Raw genomic sequence first — 23,018 nt, forward strand, 5'->3', positions numbered from 1 at the left:
TGGTTTGGTTAACACAATTTCTCAAGTCTTCTTAAGAAAACGCAAAAAGACACATCCGTCAGGGACGAATGCGTCGTGATACCACCCTATTTCAACCGCCAAGCTGTGCCTGGCAGTCCTCAAGTCCGGATAACGGCCGGGGCCGGCAGCACCTTAATGTCTTTCCAAAGTGCAGCAGCTTTCAAGGCAGGGTACACTTCTCTCGCTTCATGAAGGACCTTTCAGCCGGTGAGTCCTCTCTCTGATCCAAGCGATTCCAGAAACGTAGATCCTTGATCAACGCTATTACGCTATTAATATGGTATTCAATTTAAAGGATAATGCAAATTTCGTCAAGCCCGCTGAGAGATCCATCAGTTTCCACTCTCTCCAATTTCAGTGCAATTAATCCTTTACAATGTAAAATTATATCAGGATGTATGTTAATTCTTTCATATTCAAATATAGACATATGAAATTATTGTGTCAATAAACCGAATATATCATTATAACATTTCACAAGGAGCAGCTGCTTACAACCAAATCTGCTTCTATGCAACCAAGGGGGAGTCATAACAATGTACACAAATATTAGAAAAATCATCCGCAAACTCACATCCCGTTCACTTCAGAGGAAGATGATGTTGATCTTCACGATTATGCTGGTTATCCCAGTCCTCCTCGTGAGTTACTTCTCCTACTCCAGTGCAAGCAAACAATTGGAGCTGAAGATGCAGGAATCGACACATGCCAGTGTGAATTTGCTAAAAACTACAATCAATGAAACGGTAAATGCAGCTATGAAAAATGTTCAACAGCTCAGCCAGCAGCTCACTTCCGCCGACATTGATGCTCAAACACCGGAAGCCCGTGAACTCATTGAATTGTTCATGAAAGAACATCCAGAGCTGGAGATCCTTACGGCGGGTAATGAAAAAGGCTCCTGGATGAAGGCACCGGATCCCGGCAAGCAACAGGATTACGATCCGCGTACCAGAGAATGGTACAAGGCGGCCATGCAAAATGCCGGCAAAGTTACCATCGTGGATCCCTTCGTTTCCGCCACTACAGGCAACTACAACCTGTTCATCTCTGAAACGCTAAAAGACGGCAAAGGAGCAGTCACCACCAGTCTTAGCCTTAAAGCGATGAGCGAACGAATCAACCAGGTTAAGCTGGGAGAACACGGCTACTACTATGTCGTTGACCGCAATCATAAATTTGTGTCCCATCCTGTCAAAACAGCAGGAGAAGAGATCGACGACTATGTGGTGAAGCTACTTACAAATGAGGGTGGAGCGTTATCCTATACCAATCCGGATTCCGGTCTTGAAATGCGGGGATATTACACCACTGATCCAATTACCGGCTTCACGATTGTCGGTGTCTTAACCACACAAGAATTCTCAGATGCCTCCCTGCCTATACTCTATACCGGCTTAATGGTTCTCGGAGCAGCCCTGATTGTTGCATTGGTATTGATGTACTTTATTGTCCGGGCAATCTCCCGGCCAATCGCCAACCTCAACAACTCGGCACGCCGTGTAAGCGAGGGCTATCTGAATGAACGAATTGTGATTGACCGTACAGATGAGATTGGCCAATTAGCTGAGAACTACAATCTCATGGTCGATTCCTTGCGGAATATCGTGATTGACATCTCGGATACGTCCGGTCTCTTGGCTGCTTCGAGCCAGCAGCTGACAGCGACTACCGAGGAGAACTCCAAAGCAACAGCCTATGTAGCCGGGCTGGCAGAGGAGTCTTCGAATGGTGCCGAAACTCAAACCGCTGCGATGATTGAAACGTCGCGGGCGATGGAAGAAATGTCCTCCGGCATTCAAAAAATAGCCGAAGCCGCCTCATCCATCGTTGATTCCTCGACCGATACAGGAGCAGATGTGCTAGTCGGGAGCCGCAAGATCGAGCAGGTCAGCAAGCAGATGAACGCCATCCGGGAATCTACGCAACTGTCGGCTGAGCTGATTGGACAATTAAATGGCCTAAACAGCGAGGTCTCGGAAATGAGCAGCGCCATTTCCACTATCGCCGTACAGACTAATCTGCTCTCATTGAATGCAGGAATCGAAGCCGCACGCGCCGGGGAACATGGCAAAGGATTTGCAGTAGTTGCCGCCGAGGTGCGCAAGCTGGCTGATCAGTCTAAAATGACCGCCGGCAATATCCAAGACACAATTGTTCAGATGACTGAACTGATCGATCAGACCTATGAAACCATCCAGAATAGAGTGTCGGCAGATGTCGAGCTTGGTATGCAAGTAACGGAAGAAGCCAAAGAAGCCTTCGCAAGCATTGAACATTCCACAGCCAAGATCAATGGACAGATTCATGACATCTCTGCGATCACTGAACAAATGTCAGCAGGTGCAGAAGAAGTCGCAGCATCTGTCCAGGAGATCTCGAACATCTCGCGTTCCGCTTCCGATGCCTTCCAGAATGTAACAGCTGCTACCCAGCAGCAGCTTGCCTCGATGGAAGAGATCACCTCTTCATCGGGTGAGCTGTCCAAAATGGCCGGAGATTTGCAGCAAAAAGTCGAACACTTCAAGCTTGAAGATTAGGCAGCCGCCTAATCTTCAACTGTCAGCTAAATCAGCTCTAATTTAAAGAAGCCGTCTTCCACAGCATATACTGTGAAAGACGGCTTTTAAGGTTTCATGTTCAGATATTCATTATAGATTAGACGAGAACTGTCGATCCCATCAGATATTTATCGACTTCACGTGCAGCTTCGCGTCCTTCATTGATCGCCCAGACCACAAGACTTTGCCCACGGCGCATATCACCGGCGGCAAATACTTTATCCACGTTCGTGTTGAACTTGCCGTAACGAGCCTTCACATTGCTGCGGCGGTCTGTCTCAAGGTTCAACTCCTCGATCATCTCCTGCTCTGGTCCGTCGAACCCAATCGCAATCAGGGCAAGCTGAGCCGGATATACAGCCTCCGTACCTGGGACCGGCTGATAAATCTTACGTCCGGTCTCATCCACCATCCGGCGGATTTGCACGGTATGAAGTTCCTTGAGGTTGCCTTCTTCATCACCTACGAATTTCGTAGTCATGATGGAGAATTCACGCGGGTCATCACCGAAGATTGCCTTGGCTTCCTGCTGTGCATAGTCAAGCGTATACACATTCGGAAACTGCGGCCAAGGATTGGCAATCGGATCACGCTCAAGCGGAGCTTTGTCATGCGTACCAAATTGGGTAATGCTGTTGCAGCCATGGCGGAGCGAAGTTGCCACACAGTCAGAACCGGTGTCACCGCCGCCAAGCACAATAACATCCTTACCTGCAGCAGAGACAAAGTTGCCATCCTGCAGATTGGAGTTCAAGTAGCTCTTAATCGTGCCGTTCAAATAATCCATCGCATACATGACGCCCTTAAGCTCAGCTCCCGGGACGTTGAAACGGCGCGCCTTGGTCGCACCGCCGCAGAGGACAACCGCATCAAATTCATCAACCAGCTGCTGTGTCGGAATATCTTTGCCGATCTCTGTATTCACTACGAAGTTCACGCCTTCGGCAGCCAGCAAGTCAACACGGCGCTGCACGACACGTTTGTCCAGCTTCATGGTCGGAATTCCATATGTCAACAGGCCGCCTACGCGGTCACTGCGTTCAAATACAGTTACAGTATGTCCTGCCTTGTTAAGCTGGGCCGCTGCAGCCAGACCAGCGGGTCCGGAGCCGACGATGGCTACTGTCTTGCCGGTACGCTTCTCCGGCGGACAAGGCACAACCCAGCCTTCCTCAAAGCCCTTATCGATGATGGCAAGCTCTATCGTCTTAATCGTAACCGGCTGGCCGATCAGACCGACGGTACAGGAGCCTTCGCAAGGTGCCGGACAGATGCTGCCCGTAAATTCAGGGAAATTGTTCGTCTTATGCAAGCGTTCGAGTGCTTCCTTCCACAGTCCCCGGTACACCAGATTATTCCATTCAGGAATGAGATTGTGGACAGGGCATCCTGAAGTTCCGCCGGCCATATCAATACCTGTATGACAATAAGGGGTTCCGCAATCCATACAACGGGCGCCTTGTGTCCGAAGCTCGTCCTCGGTTAAATGATGGTGGAATTCTTCCCAGTCTTTCACGCGCTGTTCAGGATCCCGGTCTCCTGGGAGCTGGCGCTTATACTCCATAAATCCAGTAGGTGTAGACATATTTACGTTTCCCCCATCCGTTCTCTTCGTGTTGATGTATAGTACATTGTAACATATTGCGGCAGACTCATGTCGTTTCAGCGCAATGAAGTACCTGCACATTCTATACTACTTTTAAGTTTAGCATTTCTAATTTTAATTATAGTAGCATTCTATACTTTCGCACTGTAATGGATTAATCTGCTGATTATTTGTACTATTTCACATGTTGTGTCAGAGAAAACGCTTTTTCTTCAAACCGTACGTTCATAAACATAGAATCGGTAATCATACGGATTTTTTTCATCGCGAATTCCTGGGGTGTTGGAAATCTCTGTCCACTCACTCCACTCTACCTCAGGAAATTTCGTATCGCCTTCAAACTCATGTCCTATCCGGGTCACAATCAGCTTATCGGCATACGGCAGGAACATCCGGTAGATCTCCGCACCGCCAATAATCATCAGTTCATCACCCTTGCCGCCTTCAGCCAGCGCTTCCTCCACTGTGTGCACGACCTTTGCCCCCTCCGGAGCATAGCTGCGGTCCCGGGTAATAATAATACTCGTTCTGTCCTTGAGGGGCTTGCCCCCGAGCGACTCCCACGTCTTACGGCCCATTAGCATTCGTTTACCAAAAGTTTCGGATTTGAAAAAGGCAAAATCACGCGGCAAATGCCAGGGCATATCATTGTCCTTGCCGATTACACCGTTAGCACCCATTGCCCATATCATGCTTATACTCATATTTTAGCCCCCTTTTCAAGGAATCATCAGAAATGTTTCCAACAAAGACTATATAGCCACTGGTGCTTTAATTCCCGGATGATGAACATAATCAGTAAACTCAAAATCTTCAAAGGTATAATCAAAAATACTGTCCGGCTTTGTGAGCATCTTCAGTGTAGGCAGCGCATAAGGCTCTCTGGACAACTGCTTGGCGACCTGCTCCAGATGGTTTGTATAAATGTGCACATCGCCTCCGGACCAGATGAAATCACCAACCTCAAGGCCGGTCTGCTGGGCAACCATATGTGTGAGCAGGGCGTAGCTGGCAATGTTAAAAGGCAATCCCAGGAAAGTGTCCACTGAACGCATCGTCAGCATGCAGGACAACTTGCCGTCCGCTACATAGAATTGGAACACAAAATGGCAAGGCGGCAGCTTCATCTGCTCAATCTCGCCCACATTCCAGGCACTGACGATATGACGGCGGGAATCGGGATTATGTTTGATCGACTCGATCACATTCGAAATCTGATCAATAATCCGGCCGTCGGCGCTCTCCCAGGCCCGCCATTGGGAACCGTATACGGGGCCCAGCTCCCCGTTCTCATCTGCCCATTCGTCCCAGATCGAAACACCGTGCTCCTTCAGATAGGAAGTGTTCGTCTCTCCTCTAAGAAACCACAGCAGTTCATAAACTACCGATTTCAAGTGAATGCGCTTAGTTGTCACCAGCGGAAAACCCTCTTGCAGATCAAAGCGGAGCTGGCGCCCAAATACGGATATCGTACCAGTACCTGTCCGGTCGCTTTTTTCCGTGCCATGATCCAATATATCCTGAAGTAAATCCAAATATTTACGCAACAGTCAGCGCTCCTCTCCTCTTTTTTTCTTATCCTAGTTTACCATGACCTGACCGCCCTTGTAACTTAGCAAAGAACAGGAAATTTTTTTCGCGAATATTGTTCGAATGCCAGTGATGGCTATATACCGGCTACTCTGAGATCCGCAGCTCAACTTTTTGCTCAGAGGCCTTCACCACAGCACGTCCGCCAACAGGGAAGGTAAAGATCGGCGAGACATGTCCAAAATTGACATCGGCGATTACCGGGAGGTGCTGCAGCTCTTTTTTACTCTTAATGATGGAGCCTAATATTTCCGGGGTCATCTGTGAAGCACGCTGAAATCTCCCGATTACCAGAGCCTTTACTTGTGCGAAGCCGGGCTGATGAAGCAGCGACTGCAGGTCGCGGTCAAAGTTCCCCGGGCGGGATTCATAGTCATCTTCCACAAAAAGAATCGCGTCCCTCAGGCTGGGCATAAACTCTGTCCCCTGCAGCAGATTCAGTGTGCATAGGTTACCACCAATTATAGTGCCTTCTGCGTAACCTTCGTGAATGGCATAAGGCCCGGCGTTTGCTTCAAATATACGATTTTCCTGATCCAAGAACCAGGCATCATCGCTCCACTGCTCCGAAGGAAGTATATCCACTTCTTCATCTTCCATCATCATTTTGACAAAATAATCGGAAGTATATTCATTCCCGTGACGCATGGACAGTGTAGAGAAATGAGGACCGGAGTAGGTGATCAGTCCTGTTTTGGCATAAATGGCATTCTGCAGTACCGTAATGTCGGAATAGCCGCATAACCGTTTGGGATTCGCTGCAATCAACCCGAAATCCAGTCCCCGCAGCAGCTGGTTGCAATTGAAACCACCAAGCGTCGTCAATATCCCTTTTACCTTAGGATCGCTGAAGGCGCTGTGGAGATCCTCAAGTCTGGAGTCCACCGAAGACGAATCGAAGCCATCTCTTTCATAAGCATGCTTGGAAAAAGAAACGGTAAACCCAAAAGCCTCCAATTTCTTTGTTGCTGCCACGATTTGCTCTTCCGCTATAACCCCTAAGCTCATGGAAGGTGAAATAATCCGGATTTCATCACCGGCTTGCAGTTTTGCCGGCTTCATTGTCTTCACTCCCTTTGTGCTTGATTTGCTCCAGCAGCAGGTCAGTAAGTTCATTTACAGGCAGCGTACCGTCTGCCACATAGTCGGATGAGGGAAGAACGGTATGAAGCATTGCCAAGTATGCCTCCCGGCCTCCACGCAAATATCCTTCCATTTCCCGGGCTACATCGCTGCTTGCGGAATCTTTATACTCTCGGATGAATCTTCTGGCCATAGCCACATCAAGCGGAGTGTCGATAAATATGGCATAATCAATCAACCGGCTTAGTTCGTTATGTACATAGGCGAAAGGATAATCGAGTAAAATATACTCCGGCCGGTCCGCTCCGGCAAGCAGCCCTTTCAGGTCAGCCACCAGGGGTTCAAGCTTCCACTCATTATAGTCAGCACCCCGTTCCATCCACCGGTCAAACTCATCAGGCCAAGGGAAATCATAGTCATCAAAAAACAAAGCAGCCGAGTTCACCAGCCGCTCCTGCAAGATTCTGACGGCAGTCGTTTTGCCGCCGCCTGAGACGGCTGCTATGGCGATAACACAAGTTCTGTGTGTAATGTTCCTCTCCTCCTTTTATACCCGCTTACGATGAAAGGACAGCTGTATAGGCCCGTTTCTCTCTTGATCTTACCACAAGTAGTTTCGGCTGCCATCTGTATAACTATATGTAATGTGTTAAAAAAAGAGGATGTCTACCAAGCCATTTGCATGGCTCGGCGGACATCCTCTTATTGTTGTCTGCCGAAGCAGTCTATAATTTATTATTTAATTACGTGAATTGGGTGGCCTTCCACAAGCTCAGCCGCTTCCATGACGATTTCGCCAAGGGTTGGATGCGCGTGGATTGTCAATGCGATGTCTTCGAGCGTAGCGCCCATTTCAATCGCCAGACCCAGTTCAGCAATTAGGTTGGAAGCTTCGATACCCACAATTTGTGCGCCCAATACGAGGTTGTTCTCGCTGTTTGCCACAATCTTGATGAAGCCATCCGGAGCGTTCAAGGAAACTGCACGGCCATTACCTGCGAACGGGAATTTGCCGGCTTTTACTTTGTAGCCCTTGTCCTTCGCTTCTTTCTCGGTCAGACCCACACTGGAGCATTCTGGATCGGTGAACACAACAGCCGGGATGACTTTGTAGTCAACAACGGATTTGTGTCCGGAGATCGCTTCAGCAGCGATTTTACCTTCGTAAGAAGCTTTGTGTGCCAGAGCAAGGCCTGGAACAATATCGCCGATTGCATAGATGTTAGGAATGTTGGTACGGCCCTGGTGGTCAACTTTGATCAAGCCGCGCTCGTCAAGTTCCATACCGATCAAATCCAATCCCAGCTCGCCATCCGTATTTGGACGACGTCCTACAGTTACAAGCAGGTAATCCGCAGTAATTTCCTTGGACTCGCCGCCCACGGAGTATTTCACGGTTACTTCCTTGTCGTTCTGTACAGCACTTTCCGCTTTGGCATTAGTAACAATCTCAATCCCAGTCTTCGCCATGTTCTTGGCAACCAGACGGGTCATATCCTTGTCAAAGCCAGGCAGAACTGTGTCCAGACCTTCAATGATGGTTACTTTAGTGCCAAATTTGGAGTACATTTGGCCAAGCTCGGCTCCGATGTAGCCGCCGCCGATAACGATCATGCTCTTCGGAATTTCCGGAAGATCAAGCGCTTCGGTCGAAGACAGAATACGTCCGCCAAATGGGAAAGGCTTCAGTTCGATCGGACGGGAACCTGTAGCAATGATACAGTTGTTGAATTTGTAGCGGGGAGATTCATGTTCATTGAACAAACGGGCTTCGTTTGTATTGATGAACATAGCTTCACCGCTGAATACTTCAATTTTGTTGCCCTTCATCAAACCGGTTACGCCGGTTGTCATTCTTTTGACAACGCCGTTTTTGAATTCCTGTGTTTTTGCCCAGTCCACTTTGACGTTCTCGGCAGTGACACCGAAAACTTCACCATGCTGTGCAGCTTCGAATTGATGGGCTGCAGAGATCAGAGCCTTGGAAGGAATACATCCGCGGTTCAAACATACACCGCCGAGTTCCGATTTATCCACAATCAGAACTTTCTGGCCGAGCTGGGCGGCACGAATTGCCGCCACATACCCGCCGGGACCTGCACCAATTACCAATGTGTCGATTTCGATTGAAGCGTCTCCGACTACCATTAATTACACCTCCATAACTAACATATCAGGATTTGCGAGCAGGGTCTTAATATAATTCATGAAGTTCTGTGCTGTTGCACCGTCGATGATGCGGTGGTCAAAGCTCAGGGACAGCGCCATAACAGGAGCGGCTACGATTTCGCCGTTCTTCACAACTGGTTTCTCAGTGATACGTCCAGTACCGAGGATCGCCACTTCAGGGAAGTTGATGATCGGTGTAAAGAACATACCGCCAGCGGAACCGATGTTGCTGATGGAGATTGTGCTGCCTCTCATTTCGTTAGCTGCCAACTTACCGTCGCGTCCGCGCACAGCCAGATCGGTAATGCTGCTGGCAATCATCCAGATGCTCTTACGGTCAGCATCCTTGATAACCGGAACGATCAAACCGTTGTCTGTATCTGTAGCGATACCGATATTGTAGTATTTCTTGTAGACAATTTCATTGGACTCTTCATCAATCATGGCGTTAAGCGCCGGGAATTGACGGGAAGCGGCCACGAGTGCTTTGACGATAAACGGAAGATAAGTCACCTTCACGCCTTTCTTCTCAGCAACTGGTTTCATGCGGGCACGGAAAGCTACCAGCTCGGTAACATCCACTTCGTCCATGATGGTAACGTGAGGCGCAGTGTATGCGGATTTAACCATCGCATTGGAGATCGCTTTACGGATACCCTTGAATGGAACACGTTCTTCTTCAAGGCTTACATTGCCGGATGCTGCTGGTGCAGCTTCTTTGGCCTTGGCTTTTGGTGCTTCCGATGCTGCTGGTGCAGCAGCCGGTGCAACTGCTGCCGGTGCAGCGGAGCCGCCTTTCAGGAAGGCTTCAACATCTTCATGAGTGATCTTGCCGTTCTTGCCGGAGCCGTTCACCTTGGAGATGTCAACACTCTGCTCACGGGCAAACTTGCGCACACTTGGCGTAGCAAGTACATCGCGGTTTGGAGCAGGAACCGCTGCTGGTGCAGCTGCTGCCGGTGCAGTTTCTTGAGCAGCCGGAGCTTCAGCGTGGCCGCCTTCCTGCTGTGGAACTTCGCCTTCTGCAGCAATGATCGCTACAACTTCGCCCACACGGCATACCTGTCCGTCCTTCACACGTACTTCAAGCACTGTGCCGTTAACCGGGCAAGGCACTTCTACTACAGCTTTGTCATTCTGTACTTCCATTACGATATCGTCATCGGTTACTTTGTCGCCGACTTTGATATGCATTTTGATAATTTCGCCTTCATGCAGACCTTCGCCCAGTTCAGGGAACCGGTATTCAAAGTTTACAGCGCCGCCAGTTGCAGGGCTGCTGGTTGCCGGAGAAGTCTTAGTGTCAGCTCCGCCTTTGGCTGCATCTGCTTCTTGAGTAGCCTGTGCTTCCGCATGGCCGCCCTCCTGCTCAGGAACATCGCCTTCTGCATCAATAATTGCCACTACTTCGCCTACGCGGCAGACTTGACCGTCTTTGGTGAAGACTTCAAGCACTGTACCGTTGACCGGACAAGGAACTTCTACAACCGCCTTGTCATTCTGTACTTCCATTACGATATCGTCATCGGTTACTTTATCGCCGGCTTTGATATGCATTTTGATAATTTCGCCTTCATGCAGACCTTCGCCCAGCTCAGGGAACCGGTACTCAAATTTTGCCACCTTGATAACCTCCTAATAGTTATATAGCCGATGCTTCTTCAACTAACTTCTCAGAAACTCGCTTCGAAAGCATCCGCTTAGTTTGTGAATACCTCAAAAGCAAATCAGAAACGGGTGCCGCCCTTTTACAAGGACGGCAAGGACGTTTCTTCTTAGAATTCCATAACTTTCTTAACAGCTGCAACTACGCGTGCTGGTGTAGGAATCCAACTATCCTCGATTTGCGCGAACGGATAAATGGTGTCCGGACCGGCAACACGAAGCACTGGCGCTTCCAGATGAAGAATAGCTTTTTCATTGATTTGTGCGATTACCTCTGCAGCCACACCGGAGCTCTTTTGCGCTTCTTGCACAACGATCGCACGGTTCGTCTTCTTCACAGAAGCAACGATGGTATCAATATCAATCGGGCTAACCGTACGCAGATCGATAATTTCAGCCTTAATGCCTTCCTTTTCCAGCTGATCGGCCGCTTTGGTAGCAGTATGTACCATTAGACCGTAAGAGATAATTGTAACATCCGAACCTTCGCGGACAACATTTGCTTTGCCCAGCTCGACGGTATATTCACCTTCAGGCACTTCTGCACGGAATGCATGGTACAGGTTCAAGTGCTCCATGAAGAATACCGGGTCATTGTCACGGATCGAGGCAATCAGAAGTCCCTTTGCATCGTACGGATTGGAAGGAATAACCACTTTGATCCCCGGGCTTTGAGCGATCAGGCCTTCGAGGGAATCGGTATGCAGTTCAGCCGCTTTTACGCCGCCGCCAAATGGAGTACGGAATACTACAGGAGCATTGAATCTGCCCCCGGAACGCCAGCGCAGGCGTGCAGCCTGTACGACGATTTGATCGAGTGCTTCAAAGATGAAACCAACAAACTGGATTTCAGCGATCGGACGGAATCCTTGCACGCCCAGACCAAAAGCCAGACCGCCGATGGCGGATTCAGCAAGCGGAGTATCGAAAACACGATCTTCGCCAAATTCTTTTTGCAGCCCTTCCGTTACACGGAAGACGCCCCCTACATTCCCTACATCCTCACCGAAGATAAGAACGTTAGGGTCACGGTTCAGTTCAACACGCATTGCGTCACGAATTGCTTCTTTCATATTCATTTGTGCCATTGCCTGATATCCCCCTTATTCAAAATCGGCTTTTTGTTCTTCCAGATGTTTCGGAGTTACCTCGAACATGCTGTCGATCAAGCCAGGAACGGTCATTTTTTCGGTTTGCTCTGCTTTTTTAATCTGCTCGTTAACAGTCGCTTTCGCTTCTTCTCTTACGCGCAGCGTATCTTCTTCGGTCCAGAGGCCTTTCTTCTCCAAATACTTGGCAAGACGGGCAATCGGATCCTTCTCGTTCCATTGTCCTTCTTCTTCTTTGGAACGGTATTTGCTGGCGTCATCGGAAAGGGAATGCGGACGGAAACGGTAAGTCACAGCTTCAATCAGCGTAGCTCCTTCGCCTTTGCGTGCGCGTTCTGCAGCTTCCTGCACCGCGGAGATTACTGCAAAGACGTCCATGCCGTCGATCTTAATACCGGGAATACCAGCTGCTACTGCTTTATGTGCAATGGATTTGGCAGCCGTTTGCTTCGCGAACGGAGTCGTAATCGCATAGCCGTTATTTTGAACAAAGAAGATTACCGGCAATTTGAAGCGTCCGGCAAAGTTAAGACCTTCATAGAAGTCGCCTTCGGAAGAACCGCCGTCACCAGTGTAAGTAATAGCAACGTTTTGTTGTTTCTTCAATTTGAAGCCCATTGCAATTCCGGTAGCGTGCAGAATTTGTGCACCGATGATAATCTGAGGCATAAGAACATTTACACCTTCAGGAATCTCACCGCCATGTTGATGGCCGCGGGAATATAAGAAAGCCTGGTATAATGGAAGTCCATGCCATACCAACTGCGGAATGTCACGGTAGCCAGGGCATACGAAATCTTCTTTCTGCAGGGCGTATTCACTGCCCACCATGGTTGCTTCTTGTCCGGATACCGGCGCGTAGAATCCCAGGCGGCCTTGACGACCCAAGTTGACCGCACGGTCATCCCAAGTACGGGTAAATACCATACGATACATGATTTCTTTCAGTTGATCATCGGTAAGTGTAGGCATCTTATCCTTGTTGATAACTTCTCCATCCGGGGAAAGTACCGAAAGGGCCTCTACGTCCTCTGTATACACTTCATAAGGAACTCTAGTCATCATTTTCACCTCAATAAAAAAATTTGAATACCATTTGAATATCAGTGGCCTCTGTTATAGAATTATTATACACCTGTTTTATCTGTTTCGTCAAAGAAATACGCATAAAATTTATGTTTTCATAAATTTTGTATGTATAACAGGTTGATAAATATTCTATAACAGATTAGAGTTTTTTAAGCAAGTAAATGATTAATGCCACATTTACCGCTTGGGTAATTTTAACGCACTGCTACGTTTAATGCAAAATTCGACAAGAAAGGTGACGATTCAGCTATGAGCGAACCTGTTTTTCTGAAACGTACAATTGTTAAGCAAACATTATGGAGTGAATTTCTCCAGGAAGAACGCAGGCTGCGCATTTATCTCCCCCCCGGTTATAACGAAGTCCTCAGTTATCCGGTAGTGTACTGCCAGGATGGTGAGGAGTTCTTCAACTTCGGCCGCATCGCTACTCTTGCCGGGCAGCTGATTGTGGAAGAAGATGTGGAACCTTTCATTATTGTTGGCGTGGAAGTAAATGTCCCCGTGCGGACACAGGAGTATGCCCCCTTTGGCAGCAGGTTCAAGCAATACCTGTCTTGCTTTGCCGAAGAGATTATTCCCTTCATTGAACATAATTATCCGGTTCGCCGCACCCCTGATGAGCGGATCATCGCAGGAGACTCCTTGGGCGGCAGTGTTTCTCTGCATTTGGCACTGGCATATCCCGGGCTTTTCACCCGTGTCCTTAGTCTTTCCGGTGCATATTATCCGGAGTCACGTGAAATCATTGCGCAGGAAGAGGACCTCTCCTGGCTTACTATTAATATGGTAGTAGGACTGCAAGAAACTGAATACCAGACGGATACCGGAGTTTACGATTTCGTGCAGATGAACAGGGATACCAAGGCTTTGCTGGAATCGCGGGGCGCTACAGTATCCTACCGCGAAAAAGACGGGCGTCATCTCTGGGGATTTTGGCAAAAAGAGCTCCCAGAATCATTACTCTATTTCTTTAACTCATGAAACAGGTGAAATGGGCAAAATAGTGAACATACTGCGAACGTATGTATGTTCCCTAACTGATTACGCTTTCAAATCATGACGGGCATTACGGTGCCCGTCCTTTTTTTTTTGCAAGGACGGCAACCGATATTCTGGAATGTGGCGCCCTGTCTAGAGCTTCTCCGCAATAATCCGCTCCAGCAGTACATCGCAGCCGGCACTGATCAGATCATAGACCTGCTCGAAGTTACCGGTGAAATAAGGGTCTGGTACCTCGCGCAGCTCTTCATCCGGCAGCAAATCCATGAAGAACAGCAGCTCCGCGTCCTTCCCCCCGGGAAGCTTGCGGACATTCTCCCCATTTGATTTGTCCATGCACACTATATATTGAAACTTTTCAAAATCACCGCTGCTAACCAGGCGAGCTGTCATATTCTCATAGCTGATTCCCCACTGATCGAGAATACGGCGGGTTCCTTCATGCGGTGCTTTGCCGATATGCCAGTCACCAGTACCGGCAGAATCCACCGAGATTCTATCGGATAGCTTGCGTTCACCAATTTTATGGCGGAGCACCGCTTCTGCCATAGGCGAGCGGCAAATATTGCCCAGACAAACGAATAATACACTTACGATTTCTCTCACCTCCTGCAATTGTTTCCTCAGTTATTTAATCTGCACATTTCATAAACGAAACGTACTCTATTCATTTTAGCGTTGTCCGCATCAATTGTACAACTTTTCAATCTGCATTATACTTGGTCAGGATGACAAACTATGTAGCAGATTTAAAGGAGGGGATTGTATTGCCATCCAAACGTGTTGTTATTTTTGCCGGCGGCGAGCTGTCAGAGGAGTTTTTACTACTATTAGATGAAGAAGATTTTATTATCGGTGCTGACCGTGGCGCCTTGTTTCTAATATCCCATGGGTATACACCCGACATTGCCGTTGGCGATTTCGACTCTGTCTCCCCAGAAGCACTGCAGCAGATTGAGGCAGGAAGCAAAAAAACCATCACCTGCGACCCTGTGGACAAGGACTTGACCGACAGCGAGATGGCGCTTGAGCTTGCACTCAACACCCAGCCCGAGTCGATTCTGCTGATCGGTGTGACCGGCACGCGGATGGACCATACTCTGGCCGGGATCCAGATGATGACAAGAGCACTGCAGCGGCAGGTAAGCTGCTCTGTGATGGATACTCATAATTATATCACCCTGACCGGTTCGCAGGCGCTGGTGCATGAGCGGGGGTATACTTATGTCTCTTTACTCCCTCTGACTCCTGAAGTTACAGGGATTACACTTCAAGGTTTCCAATACCCGCTTACCGATGCCACGCTTAAGCTTGGCCAGTCTCTTGCCGTAAGCAACCGTCTGATAGAGGAGTGCGGAACAGTTACTATTGAGAGCGGTCTGCTGCTGATTATTCAGAGTAAAGATTGATTTACATATGAATTCGGAGACATCGTTGTAACCTTTGTTTCAAAATGAAAAAGCCGGGATAACCCTTGTCACAAAAGGGGTTTCCGGCTTTTTTTGTATCGAAATAACCGTCAAATATTAATATTTTGTAACTTTTAATGCGATTTTAATAAAACGCTTACAACCCATATCCAGCTTGCTTTTGAAGCCTCTGTTCCATATTTTAGGGCATGTATAACCTGCTATACTACGAAACAGAGAAAGACGAATGAATGATAGATACAAACCTGGGAGGTATTACAACATGAAAAAGCAACAATGGTTTAAGCAAGCAATCGTCGTAGGAATGTGCACCACAATTGGCCTGAGTACACTAATGGTTACAGGAGCCGGCACAGCACCCGTTGCTGCTGCATCCGTGACGTCGTCCTCTACTGGACAAAAGGTTGTTAATTTCGGCAAAAACTATATGGGTACCCGTTATCAGTTCGGCGCATCCACTTCTACTACCAGATATTTTGACTGCTCTTCCTTTACCAAATACATTTTCGCCAAATATGGCGTCAATCTGCCGCGCACATCTGCAGCGCAATCGAAAGTCGGAACCTATGTTTCCAAAGCTAACCTTCGTGTAGGCGATCTGGTGTTTTTCTCCAGCGGCAGCAGAGCTAACGGCAGAAACGTAACTCACGTAGCTGTATATGCAGGAAATGGCAAGATTCTTCACACTTATGGCTCACCGGGTGTAACGATTTCGGATTTGAACTCCGGAAACTGGAAAAGAACCTACCTTAAAGCCCGTCGAGTACTGTAGTTTTCTACAAGTGGAAACGGCTTCGCCGTCCTCAAAAGGACGGTATCCGTTTCAGCGAGAAATAGAAGGATAACTTAACGCGTGAAACATATAAATTCTTATCTTTTAAAATAGTTTTCAGCGCTTACCATGCACCGGAAGTCAGTCCGTCTCTACCCCTTCCGGTGCGCGCATTACATATCCGGTTCCACGTATGGTATGAATCAGCTTATTGCGATGGCCCTTGTCCACTTTCAACCGGATATGCCGGATGTAGACATCTACTACATTCGTATCCGCTTGAAAATGGTATCCCCAGACATGCTTTAGAATCTCGCCGCGGGGACAGATTTCCCCCAAATGCACGGCGAGGTAATACAGCAGATCAAATTCTTTGGGGGTCAGTGTAAGGGAATTTCCGTCCCGGCTAACCAGCCTGCGGCTGGGGTCCAGCACCAGTCCATCGACCTTAAGCCGTGTCTCATGGCCCCTCCGGTGTCCGGTGAGCCATAACAGATTCATTACCCTGCATTTGAACTCGCCTGCATGAAGCGGCTTCTTCAAGTATTCATTGCCGCCCGCCTCAAAAGCCGCAACTACCTCTCCTTCCGAATTGCCGCCGGATATGACTACTACTGGCAGAAACACGCCCCGTTCTCTAAGATCCGCAATAATTCCCCATCCCTCCCATCCTCGGGCATCGTACAGCTCTGTTAAGAGCAGTACGGGCTCCTCTCTGGACAGCATTAAGCGAAGATCCTCAAGATCTCCGCTTAATGCTGTTTGCAGTCCAAGCTCATGCAGAGTGAGCTCAATGAATTGATGCTCCTCTTCTCTCCTGGTTCTGTCTTCCGCAGATTCTTTACTGCCAAGGACTGCCCCGGGCGCAAACCATACGACTACCTCATTCATGGACATCCCCGCCTCACTCATCGTTCGATAGCGGCCGCACGGCCGCAGATATTCATTAGATTTCCCGCAAAGCAAAGAGACCATTCCTCAGAAATGGTCTCTTTGCTGACTTCTATTAACAATTATTTCACAAAATCAATCTCCTGAAAGCCCGCCACCTCAGTGTCCCAGCGTTCACGCACAAAAGCCTGATGACTGGGGTGATTATTATAGGCCTCGTAAGCCTCCTGATTATCGAACTCCATCGAGAAGCCAAAGTCATATTCACATTTGGCACTCACCTGGCGCAGCACCTCAAAATTGCGCACCACCGGAATAGCGCTGAGAATATCCTCTCCGGCTCTCAGAAATGCCGCTGTTTCCTCAGAATTTACCGGATGTTTTAACGTAAAGATTGCCATGTGACGGATCGTTCCATTGTTCATTCTATCCTCTCCCCTTCATTATCCGAAATACCGGTGATAAAAGCTGCGGGCTGCTGCAATATCACTGGTTCCATGAATCAAAGCTCGTCCATCAGTGAAAATGACCATGCGGTAAGGCCCATCCGTATAGGAGACAAGATAAGGATTGCTCTCTACCTTGCCGGCCCCCAGTCTGGACAGCCGGTCTGCCGTTTCCTGCAGATTCAGCTTCTGCCGCCGCGCCGGACGGATCTGCACGGTGTCCCGGCCACAGAGCACATCGCTCCGTTCCGTATTCGCCGCTGTCAAATAAGGATAAACCGGCTGGCTGCCGCAGGACGGACAATCACTCTTCTTGGCAGCTTTGACACCGATCTCCTGATGTTCATTACGCCACACATCAAAGGTCAGCAGCTTGTTGCGAAGCTGTTCCTTCCGTCCTCCGAGCAGCTTCAGCGCCTCCGCTGTAGCGTTAGCAGTAACGAGCTGCACTGCCTGCGGCAGAATCCCCGCCGTATCACAGGTATCCCCACCCAGAGGTATAGTCCCCAGCAGGCAGTTCAGACATGGTGTTTCTCCAGGCAGTATCGTATAGGTAATACCATAGCTGCCTACGCAGCCCCCATAGATCCAGGGAATGCCGTACTTCATCGCCATATCATTTATAATTAGCCGGGTATCAAAGTTATCAGTACCATCCATGATGAGGTCCACGCCGTGAAGCAGGCTTTCCAGTTCTTCGGCACGCACATCCAGCACATGCGCTTCAACCTTTATTTCGGAATTGATGTTCTCCAGTCTGGCTTTGGCCGCTTCCGCTTTGGGCATACGCCCGATAGCGTCCTCCTCGGTGTACAGCTGCTGGCGCTGCAGATTGCTCCACTCCACATAATCACGGTCGGCAAGAATCAGGCGTCCCACTCCGCAGCGCGCCAGTGTCTCGGCAATCCCCGTGCCAAGCGCTCCAGCTCCAACAATAAGTACGCTGGAACGTGCTAGGCCCTGCTGCCCCTCTATCCCGAAAGGTGTAAAGCGTACCTGGCGTGAATATCGTCCATCCCGGCCTGAAGAATGGACAGCAGACTCTTTTTCATGTTCATTATGGCTCATCCCGGAAACAACCCCCCCATATTTAAAAGCCGGGGAACAGCACCAATAACATTGCTCTTCCCCGGACTTTGAAATTCAACTATACAGATTGCGCCGACCACTGCTCAACATCCCAAGTCTTTGTCACCCAATCTTCGTAGAAATCAGGTTCATGAGATACGAGCAGAATGGTACCTTTGTATTCCTGCAGGGCACGCTTCAGCTCTGCTTTGGCGACGATATCAAGGTGATTTGTAGGCTCGTCGAATAAAATCCAATTGCTTTCGCGCATCATCAGCTTACATATACGCACCTTAGCCTGTTCCCCACCGCTCAACATGCTCAGCGGACGGGTAATATGCTCATTTTTCAATCCGCAACGGGCCAGATGGGCGCGCACTTCATGCTGATTGAGACTGGAAAATTCATTCCAGACATCATCAATCGGTGTAATGTTAGCAGCCTTAACCTCCTGCTGGAAGTAGGCGGAACTGAGGAAATCACCCAAGTACGTTTTTCCGCTGTAAGCGGGAAGCACGCCGAGTATCGTCTTCAGCAGCGTGGATTTACCTACACCGTTGCAGCCGACAATTGCAATCTTCTCCCCGCGTTCAATCGTCATATTCAGCTTTGGCAGCAGTGGACGGTCGTAGCCAATCTCGAAGTCGATGCCTTCAAATACAGTCTTGCCGCTGGCCCGGCTTTCCTTGAACGAAAACGTCGGCTTGGCCGCTTCTTCTGGACGTTCAATCCGTTCCAGACGGTCGAGCTGCTTCTCACGGCTCTTCGCCCGTCCCGAGGTGGAAGCACGCGCCTTGTTTCGCTGAATGAAATCCTCTTGCTTCTTAATGAACTCCTGCTGCTTCTCATAAGCATCAATATGCTGGTTCTTGTTCATGTCAGCCATATCAAGGAATTGCTCATAGTTGGCCGTATAGCGGGTCAGCTTGGCAAATTCAAGATGGTACACGACATTAACAACCTTGTTCATAAATTCAGTATCATGGGAAATCAGCAAAAAGGCATAAGGATACTGCTTCAGGTAGTTGGTAAGCCAGTCAATATGCTCTACGTCCAGATAGTTGGTAGGCTCATCGAGCAACAGCACATTCGGTTTCTCCAGCAGCAGCTTGGCCAGCAGCACCTTAGTCCGCTGTCCTCCGCTGAGCGAAGCGACATCACGGTCCAGGCCAATCGCCGTCAATCCCAGCCCGTTGCCCATTTCCTCAACCTTCACATCAATCAAATAGAAATCTCCGATATCCAGCTGTTCCTGGATTTCACCCATCTGTTCCAGCAGCAGTTCCAGCTCTTCCGGAGAGGCATCGCCCATTTTCTCGGTAATCGCCATCATCTCATTCTCCAGCTCAAGCAGCGGCAGGAAAGCATCCTTCAGCACATCGCGCACGGTTTTACCCGGCGTAAGATTGGTATGTTGATCCAGATAGCCATAACGCACCTTGGGAGTCCATTCCACTCTCCCGCTATCCTTCAGCAAAGTTCCGGTCAAAATATTCATCAGCGTCGATTTGCCGACGCCATTCGCCCCCACCAGTCCAACATGCTCTCCGTCGAGCAGCCGGAAATTCACATTCTTGAAGAGCTGCCGGTCTCCGAAGTTGTGGGAAACGTCTTCTACTGTAAGTAAACTCATAAATTCTCCGTAAGCTCCTATCTATATTTAAAAATAAGCAGTATTCTGTCAATACATACAACGACCATTTTAGCACAAGTAAGCGCCAGCCTGAAATAGGAATTTAACTGAATGAAAGATCTATTGCAATATAATTCCATTCATTTACGTTCTTTTCTGAAAAAAACCATAGCGTTTTTCAGAATTCTTCTTCACGCTTTCACTTAGCAGTTCATCCAGAACCTCCAGCAGCTTCCCTTTCCGTTGAAAAGGATCCTGCTGGAGCGGCAAACTGTATACCCTCCCAATACAAAGCGCCGATTCTAGCAGCAGCGCTGCAGATTTTCCAGCAAACGGCAGACAAATCCGCCACTGCGGCTGTGGTGCAAGCCCGCTGCGGCGCAGCCAGTGAAGAGTATCTTCCAGTCTCCATTCGGCTCCCGATGTAATCAGCATCGGAACATCGCTGGCCGTGAACGCCTCAAATGCACCCTCATATCCGCCTGTTCCAAGGTCAAGTACTACAAACTGATATCCCCTCTCCAGTATTTCTGTCATATTCCCATGTTCTGGACGCTGCCAGAAATGCAGCTCTTTCCATTCCAGAGGAAGAACTTTACTGGTGGGAAATCCCCCGGCCACCGGAAAATCAAACAGGCTGCGGATACGATCATAAACGGATGAATCCGGGCTGAAATCCACCCAGGCCGTCATCCCCCTCCTGGAAAGGCTGCTGGCCACTGCCAGAGAGGTATGTGTCGTGCCGAGGCCCGAAGCTGTCCCGAGCAGCGCCACAATGGTTGTTTTCCGTTTCGTCTCCGGGCCGGAAACCCGCATCTCCCGGAATGTGTAATTCTCAGCCGCTGCTTCAATCGGCTCCAGCGCACGTAGCACCTCCTCAGCGCTTTGATATCTTTCTTCGGGATGATGGCGCAGCAAACGTCTGATGACAGGAATCAGTTTATCCGGAATTACCCGGCGCAGCTTGGCCTCCATGCCCGGTTGCCAGCGGCTGTATTGACCGGCAGAAGCCATATACAATATTAGCGCTCCCAAACCGTAGAGGTCCGTGAAAGGCCCGCTCTGTCCGTTGCCGTATTGTTCCGGTGCGGCGAAGCCGACAGTCCCCAGCTTCTCGGTATCTTCACCTGCACCGCTTCTGTAGCTGCGGGCGATGCCAAAATCAATCAGCATCAGCGAATTCGTCCCGGTCAGCATAATATTAGAGGGCTTCAAATCACGGTAAATAATCGGCGGTTGATGCCCGTGCAAATAACACAATACCTCCAGCAGCTGTTTGACATAGCTGATCAGCCGTTCAGTCTGTATCGGTACAGGATGCCCGGCCATATACTGGCTAAGGGTCACACCTTCGATATAATCCATAACCAGATAACAATATCTTTCTTCATCCGGAGGGTAGAAGTCGGCAACTCTCGGGAATAGCTTGTGGTTCAGCGAGATAAGCATATCTGCTTCCGCCAGAACGGATCCGTAATTCCCTTCGCCTTCAAAGCACATGCTTTCCTTCACGGCCCAGCGTTTGCCCGCCAGCCGTATATCCTCCGCCAGATATACATAACTCATTCCGCCCGTACCGATTAAAGCAGTGATTTGGTACCTGTCTCCAAGAACCTGCCCCACAGCAAGCTTCGATTCGTAATTCATCCTCATTTCCTCCTTGTCCCTAGCCTGATACAAACAAAAAAAGAGGGAGAGCCACCGTTATACAAGCTTAACCCGGCGATTCGCCGGAAGCGTAGATAACGGGATGCTTTCCCTCTAATAACTAAATTATTTATAGAATGAACTAATGCTGTTACCTAAACAAAGATTCACTTAATACTTGATCATATACAGTGTAATCTCGTCACGGTTATGAAACAGCTGCTTCGCCCGCTGAATCTGCATCCGTTCACCTTCAAACATACTGATGATTTCCTTAATCATCGCCAGTGGCTTCTTATGCATTAGCTTCACTGTAACAACCGCCGTTCCACCTGGCGTGAGACTGTGCAGCAGCCCCGTAACCAGCTTCGCCATCAGCTTGGGGCTCCAGCTCATATCGCAGACCAGCAGATCAAACTCGTTCTCGCGGAATTTCACTTCACCCGCATTTTTGCGCAGAATCTTCAGTCCTGGCTGATTGCGCAGCGATTCATGCATCAGTGCCGGGTCAACTGCCGTCACCTTGAGGCCGCGCTCCAGCAGGAATGATGTCCAGCCGCCTGGAGAAGCGCCAATATCGACCGCATTGCGAAAGCTGGAGAACGGAATGGCAAATTCCTTCTCCGCTTCCATCAGCTTAAACTTCGCACGCGAAATTTGCCCATCCTCCTTGCGGAAACGGATCATTCCTCCGTTCCAGCTGGACAGATTGTCCTCAGGCCGGGACACTCCGGCATACAGCGCCTCTCCGTCTGCATATACAGATATAACCCATGCCGGTTCCTGTACGGTGAATTCCGCCCCCAGACTCACGAGCTGCTCCTGCAGCCATTCACGAAGCTCGCCGGGACTGTCCTGCCAGAAGGAGCTTCCGCCTTTGCGCACATGCAGCGAAACCTTCTCGCCTTCCAATTCTTTGCGCCGGCTCAGATAGGCTACCAGCCGTTCCAGGGCAGACGGGTTGCCCTGATCCTGGAACTGCACGGGTTGAATATGCCGCAGAAAGATCGGCAGGTTCTGCGCCAGCAGGCTGGATACCTCTTCCGGCTCCGCTTCCAGTGTCGCCAAGAAGATCTCACCCGGCAGCAGCAGCGTACTCTTCACCGCGCCGAACAGGCGGCGGAGCTCTTCCTGGGCATAAGGTGCAAATCCGTGATTGGCGGTGCAGATATAACGTGAAAGGGTCTTTTCTTCCGGAGCAGCTGTCTGCTCACCGTTCTCTTGTATACTATCGTTCAA

Annotated in this window: 20 protein-coding genes; 4 read left to right on the forward strand and 16 right to left on the reverse strand. The window is 49.3% G+C overall.

Going from position 1 to position 23,018, the window contains the following annotated elements; translation table 11 throughout:
* Positions 1-557 precede the first annotated feature (557 nt).
* Positions 558-2,561 (forward strand): methyl-accepting chemotaxis protein, encoded by a 2,004-nt coding sequence (locus ACAN56_RS02195; protein ID WP_379140128.1) that lies wholly within the window; start codon positions 558-560, stop codon positions 2,559-2,561.
* Between the two features lie 118 nt (positions 2,562-2,679).
* Here ACAN56_RS02195 and ACAN56_RS02200 read toward each other — a convergent pair whose 3' ends face one another.
* The 9 genes from ACAN56_RS02200 to pdhA form a co-directional block, all read right to left on the reverse strand.
* Positions 2,680-4,167 carry a glutamate synthase subunit beta gene (locus tag ACAN56_RS02200; protein WP_038592902.1) on the reverse strand — a complete coding sequence of 496 codons (1,488 nt, stop codon included), beginning with the start codon at positions 4,165-4,167 and terminating at the stop codon, positions 2,680-2,682.
* Positions 4,168-4,400: 233 nt separating this feature from the next.
* A complete protein-coding gene (locus ACAN56_RS02205; protein ID WP_379140131.1) occupies positions 4,401-4,892 on the reverse strand; it encodes a dihydrofolate reductase in 492 nt (163 codons plus the stop codon).
* Between the two features lie 48 nt (positions 4,893-4,940).
* Positions 4,941-5,735, reverse strand: coding sequence for a thymidylate synthase (locus ACAN56_RS02210; RefSeq protein WP_340897952.1), 795 nt, complete (start codon positions 5,733-5,735; stop codon positions 4,941-4,943).
* A 130-nt stretch (positions 5,736-5,865) separates the two neighbouring features.
* Entirely contained in the window at positions 5,866-6,840 is a 975-nt protein-coding gene (locus ACAN56_RS02215) for a S66 family peptidase (RefSeq protein ID WP_379140133.1), read from the reverse strand.
* Positions 6,812-7,306, reverse strand: coding sequence for a nucleoside/nucleotide kinase family protein (locus ACAN56_RS02220; RefSeq protein ID WP_231578284.1), 495 nt, complete (start codon positions 7,304-7,306; stop codon positions 6,812-6,814). The genes ACAN56_RS02215 and ACAN56_RS02220 overlap by 29 nt, the downstream gene beginning before the upstream one ends.
* A 290-nt stretch (positions 7,307-7,596) precedes the next feature.
* Entirely contained in the window at positions 7,597-9,009 is a 1,413-nt protein-coding gene (lpdA, locus tag ACAN56_RS02225; protein WP_038592917.1) for a dihydrolipoyl dehydrogenase, read from the reverse strand.
* A gap of 3 nt (positions 9,010-9,012) precedes the next feature.
* A complete protein-coding gene (locus ACAN56_RS02230) occupies positions 9,013-10,653 on the reverse strand; it encodes a 2-oxo acid dehydrogenase subunit E2 (RefSeq protein WP_379140136.1) in 1,641 nt (546 codons plus the stop codon).
* A 152-nt stretch (positions 10,654-10,805) separates the two neighbouring features.
* Positions 10,806-11,783, reverse strand: a complete 978-nt coding sequence (locus ACAN56_RS02235) for an alpha-ketoacid dehydrogenase subunit beta (RefSeq protein ID WP_038592923.1) — start codon at positions 11,781-11,783, stop codon at positions 10,806-10,808.
* 15 nt (positions 11,784-11,798) lie between these two features.
* Complete coding sequence (gene pdhA, locus ACAN56_RS02240) at positions 11,799-12,866, reverse strand: pyruvate dehydrogenase (acetyl-transferring) E1 component subunit alpha (RefSeq protein ID WP_038592926.1); 1,068 nt, start codon at positions 12,864-12,866, stop codon at positions 11,799-11,801.
* Positions 12,867-13,142: 276 nt separating this feature from the next.
* On the opposite strand from pdhA, the gene ACAN56_RS02245 reads away from it, so the two are divergent.
* Complete coding sequence (locus ACAN56_RS02245) at positions 13,143-13,874, forward strand: alpha/beta hydrolase (RefSeq protein WP_038592929.1); 732 nt, start codon at positions 13,143-13,145, stop codon at positions 13,872-13,874.
* 150 nt (positions 13,875-14,024) lie between these two features.
* Here ACAN56_RS02245 and ACAN56_RS02250 read toward each other — a convergent pair whose 3' ends face one another.
* The gene (locus ACAN56_RS02250) at positions 14,025-14,489 is read right to left on the reverse strand and encodes a low molecular weight protein-tyrosine-phosphatase (RefSeq protein ID WP_038599989.1); all 465 of its coding nucleotides are present in this window, start codon (positions 14,487-14,489) and stop codon (positions 14,025-14,027) included.
* A gap of 170 nt (positions 14,490-14,659) precedes the next feature.
* Here ACAN56_RS02250 and ACAN56_RS02255 point away from each other — a divergent pair, with 170 nt between their 5' ends.
* Together ACAN56_RS02255 and ACAN56_RS02260 are read left to right on the forward strand one after the other, a co-directional pair.
* The gene (locus tag ACAN56_RS02255) at positions 14,660-15,301 is read left to right on the forward strand and encodes a thiamine diphosphokinase (protein ID WP_038592932.1); all 642 of its coding nucleotides are present in this window, start codon (positions 14,660-14,662) and stop codon (positions 15,299-15,301) included.
* Between the two features lie 283 nt (positions 15,302-15,584).
* Positions 15,585-16,094 carry a C40 family peptidase gene (locus ACAN56_RS02260; RefSeq protein ID WP_038592935.1) on the forward strand — a complete coding sequence of 170 codons (510 nt, stop codon included), beginning with the start codon at positions 15,585-15,587 and terminating at the stop codon, positions 16,092-16,094.
* Positions 16,095-16,235: 141 nt separating this feature from the next.
* Here ACAN56_RS02260 and ACAN56_RS02265 read toward each other — a convergent pair whose 3' ends face one another.
* The 6 genes from ACAN56_RS02265 to ACAN56_RS02290 form a co-directional block, all read right to left on the reverse strand.
* Positions 16,236-16,985 (reverse strand): winged helix-turn-helix domain-containing protein, encoded by a 750-nt coding sequence (locus ACAN56_RS02265; protein WP_379140140.1) that lies wholly within the window; start codon positions 16,983-16,985, stop codon positions 16,236-16,238.
* A 122-nt stretch (positions 16,986-17,107) separates the two neighbouring features.
* Positions 17,108-17,410 carry a Dabb family protein gene (locus tag ACAN56_RS02270; RefSeq protein ID WP_038592937.1) on the reverse strand — a complete coding sequence of 101 codons (303 nt, stop codon included), beginning with the start codon at positions 17,408-17,410 and terminating at the stop codon, positions 17,108-17,110.
* A gap of 18 nt (positions 17,411-17,428) precedes the next feature.
* On the reverse strand, positions 17,429-18,499 hold the full coding sequence (locus ACAN56_RS02275; RefSeq protein ID WP_038592940.1) for a ThiF family adenylyltransferase: 1,071 nt from the start codon (positions 18,497-18,499) through the stop codon (positions 17,429-17,431).
* A gap of 79 nt (positions 18,500-18,578) precedes the next feature.
* Positions 18,579-20,132, reverse strand: coding sequence for an ABC-F family ATP-binding cassette domain-containing protein (locus ACAN56_RS02280; RefSeq protein ID WP_038592943.1), 1,554 nt, complete (start codon positions 20,130-20,132; stop codon positions 18,579-18,581).
* A 144-nt stretch (positions 20,133-20,276) separates the two neighbouring features.
* Positions 20,277-21,779: a protein kinase domain-containing protein gene (locus ACAN56_RS02285; protein WP_379140144.1), complete on the reverse strand. Its 1,503-nt coding sequence runs from the start codon at positions 21,777-21,779 to the stop codon at positions 20,277-20,279.
* A gap of 171 nt (positions 21,780-21,950) precedes the next feature.
* Complete coding sequence (locus ACAN56_RS02290) at positions 21,951-23,018, reverse strand: SAM-dependent methyltransferase (RefSeq protein WP_076109532.1); 1,068 nt, start codon at positions 23,016-23,018, stop codon at positions 21,951-21,953.

It is taken from the genome of Paenibacillus paludis (assembly GCF_042610515.1).
Classification (GTDB): domain Bacteria; phylum Bacillota; class Bacilli; order Paenibacillales; family Paenibacillaceae; genus Paenibacillus_AQ.

What these genes read in the sequence shown, in the direction of transcription:
- ACAN56_RS02245 (WP_038592929.1), top strand. Translation starts at nt 13,143, where the DNA reads ATGAGCGAACCTGTTTTTCTGAAACGTACAATTGTTAAGCAAACATTA.
- ACAN56_RS02275 (WP_038592940.1), bottom strand. Translation starts at nt 18,499, where the DNA reads ATGAGCCATAATGAACATGAAAAAGAGTCTGCTGTCCATTCTTCAGGC.
- ACAN56_RS02205 (WP_379140131.1), bottom strand. Translation starts at nt 4,892, where the DNA reads ATGAGTATAAGCATGATATGGGCAATGGGTGCTAACGGTGTAATCGGC.
- ACAN56_RS02235 (WP_038592923.1), bottom strand. Translation starts at nt 11,783, where the DNA reads ATGGCACAAATGAATATGAAAGAAGCAATTCGTGACGCAATGCGTGTT.
- ACAN56_RS02265 (WP_379140140.1), bottom strand. Translation starts at nt 16,985, where the DNA reads ATGAATGAGGTAGTCGTATGGTTTGCGCCCGGGGCAGTCCTTGGCAGT.
- pdhA (WP_038592926.1), bottom strand. Translation starts at nt 12,866, where the DNA reads ATGACTAGAGTTCCTTATGAAGTGTATACAGAGGACGTAGAGGCCCTT.
- ACAN56_RS02280 (WP_038592943.1), bottom strand. Translation starts at nt 20,132, where the DNA reads ATGAGTTTACTTACAGTAGAAGACGTTTCCCACAACTTCGGAGACCGG.
- lpdA (WP_038592917.1), bottom strand. Translation starts at nt 9,009, where the DNA reads ATGGTAGTCGGAGACGCTTCAATCGAAATCGACACATTGGTAATTGGT.
- ACAN56_RS02270 (WP_038592937.1), bottom strand. Translation starts at nt 17,410, where the DNA reads ATGAACAATGGAACGATCCGTCACATGGCAATCTTTACGTTAAAACAT.
- ACAN56_RS02200 (WP_038592902.1), bottom strand. Translation starts at nt 4,167, where the DNA reads ATGTCTACACCTACTGGATTTATGGAGTATAAGCGCCAGCTCCCAGGA.
- ACAN56_RS02285 (WP_379140144.1), bottom strand. Translation starts at nt 21,779, where the DNA reads ATGAATTACGAATCGAAGCTTGCTGTGGGGCAGGTTCTTGGAGACAGG.
- ACAN56_RS02195 (WP_379140128.1), top strand. Translation starts at nt 558, where the DNA reads ATGTACACAAATATTAGAAAAATCATCCGCAAACTCACATCCCGTTCA.
- ACAN56_RS02260 (WP_038592935.1), top strand. Translation starts at nt 15,585, where the DNA reads ATGAAAAAGCAACAATGGTTTAAGCAAGCAATCGTCGTAGGAATGTGC.
- ACAN56_RS02215 (WP_379140133.1), bottom strand. Translation starts at nt 6,840, where the DNA reads ATGAAGCCGGCAAAACTGCAAGCCGGTGATGAAATCCGGATTATTTCA.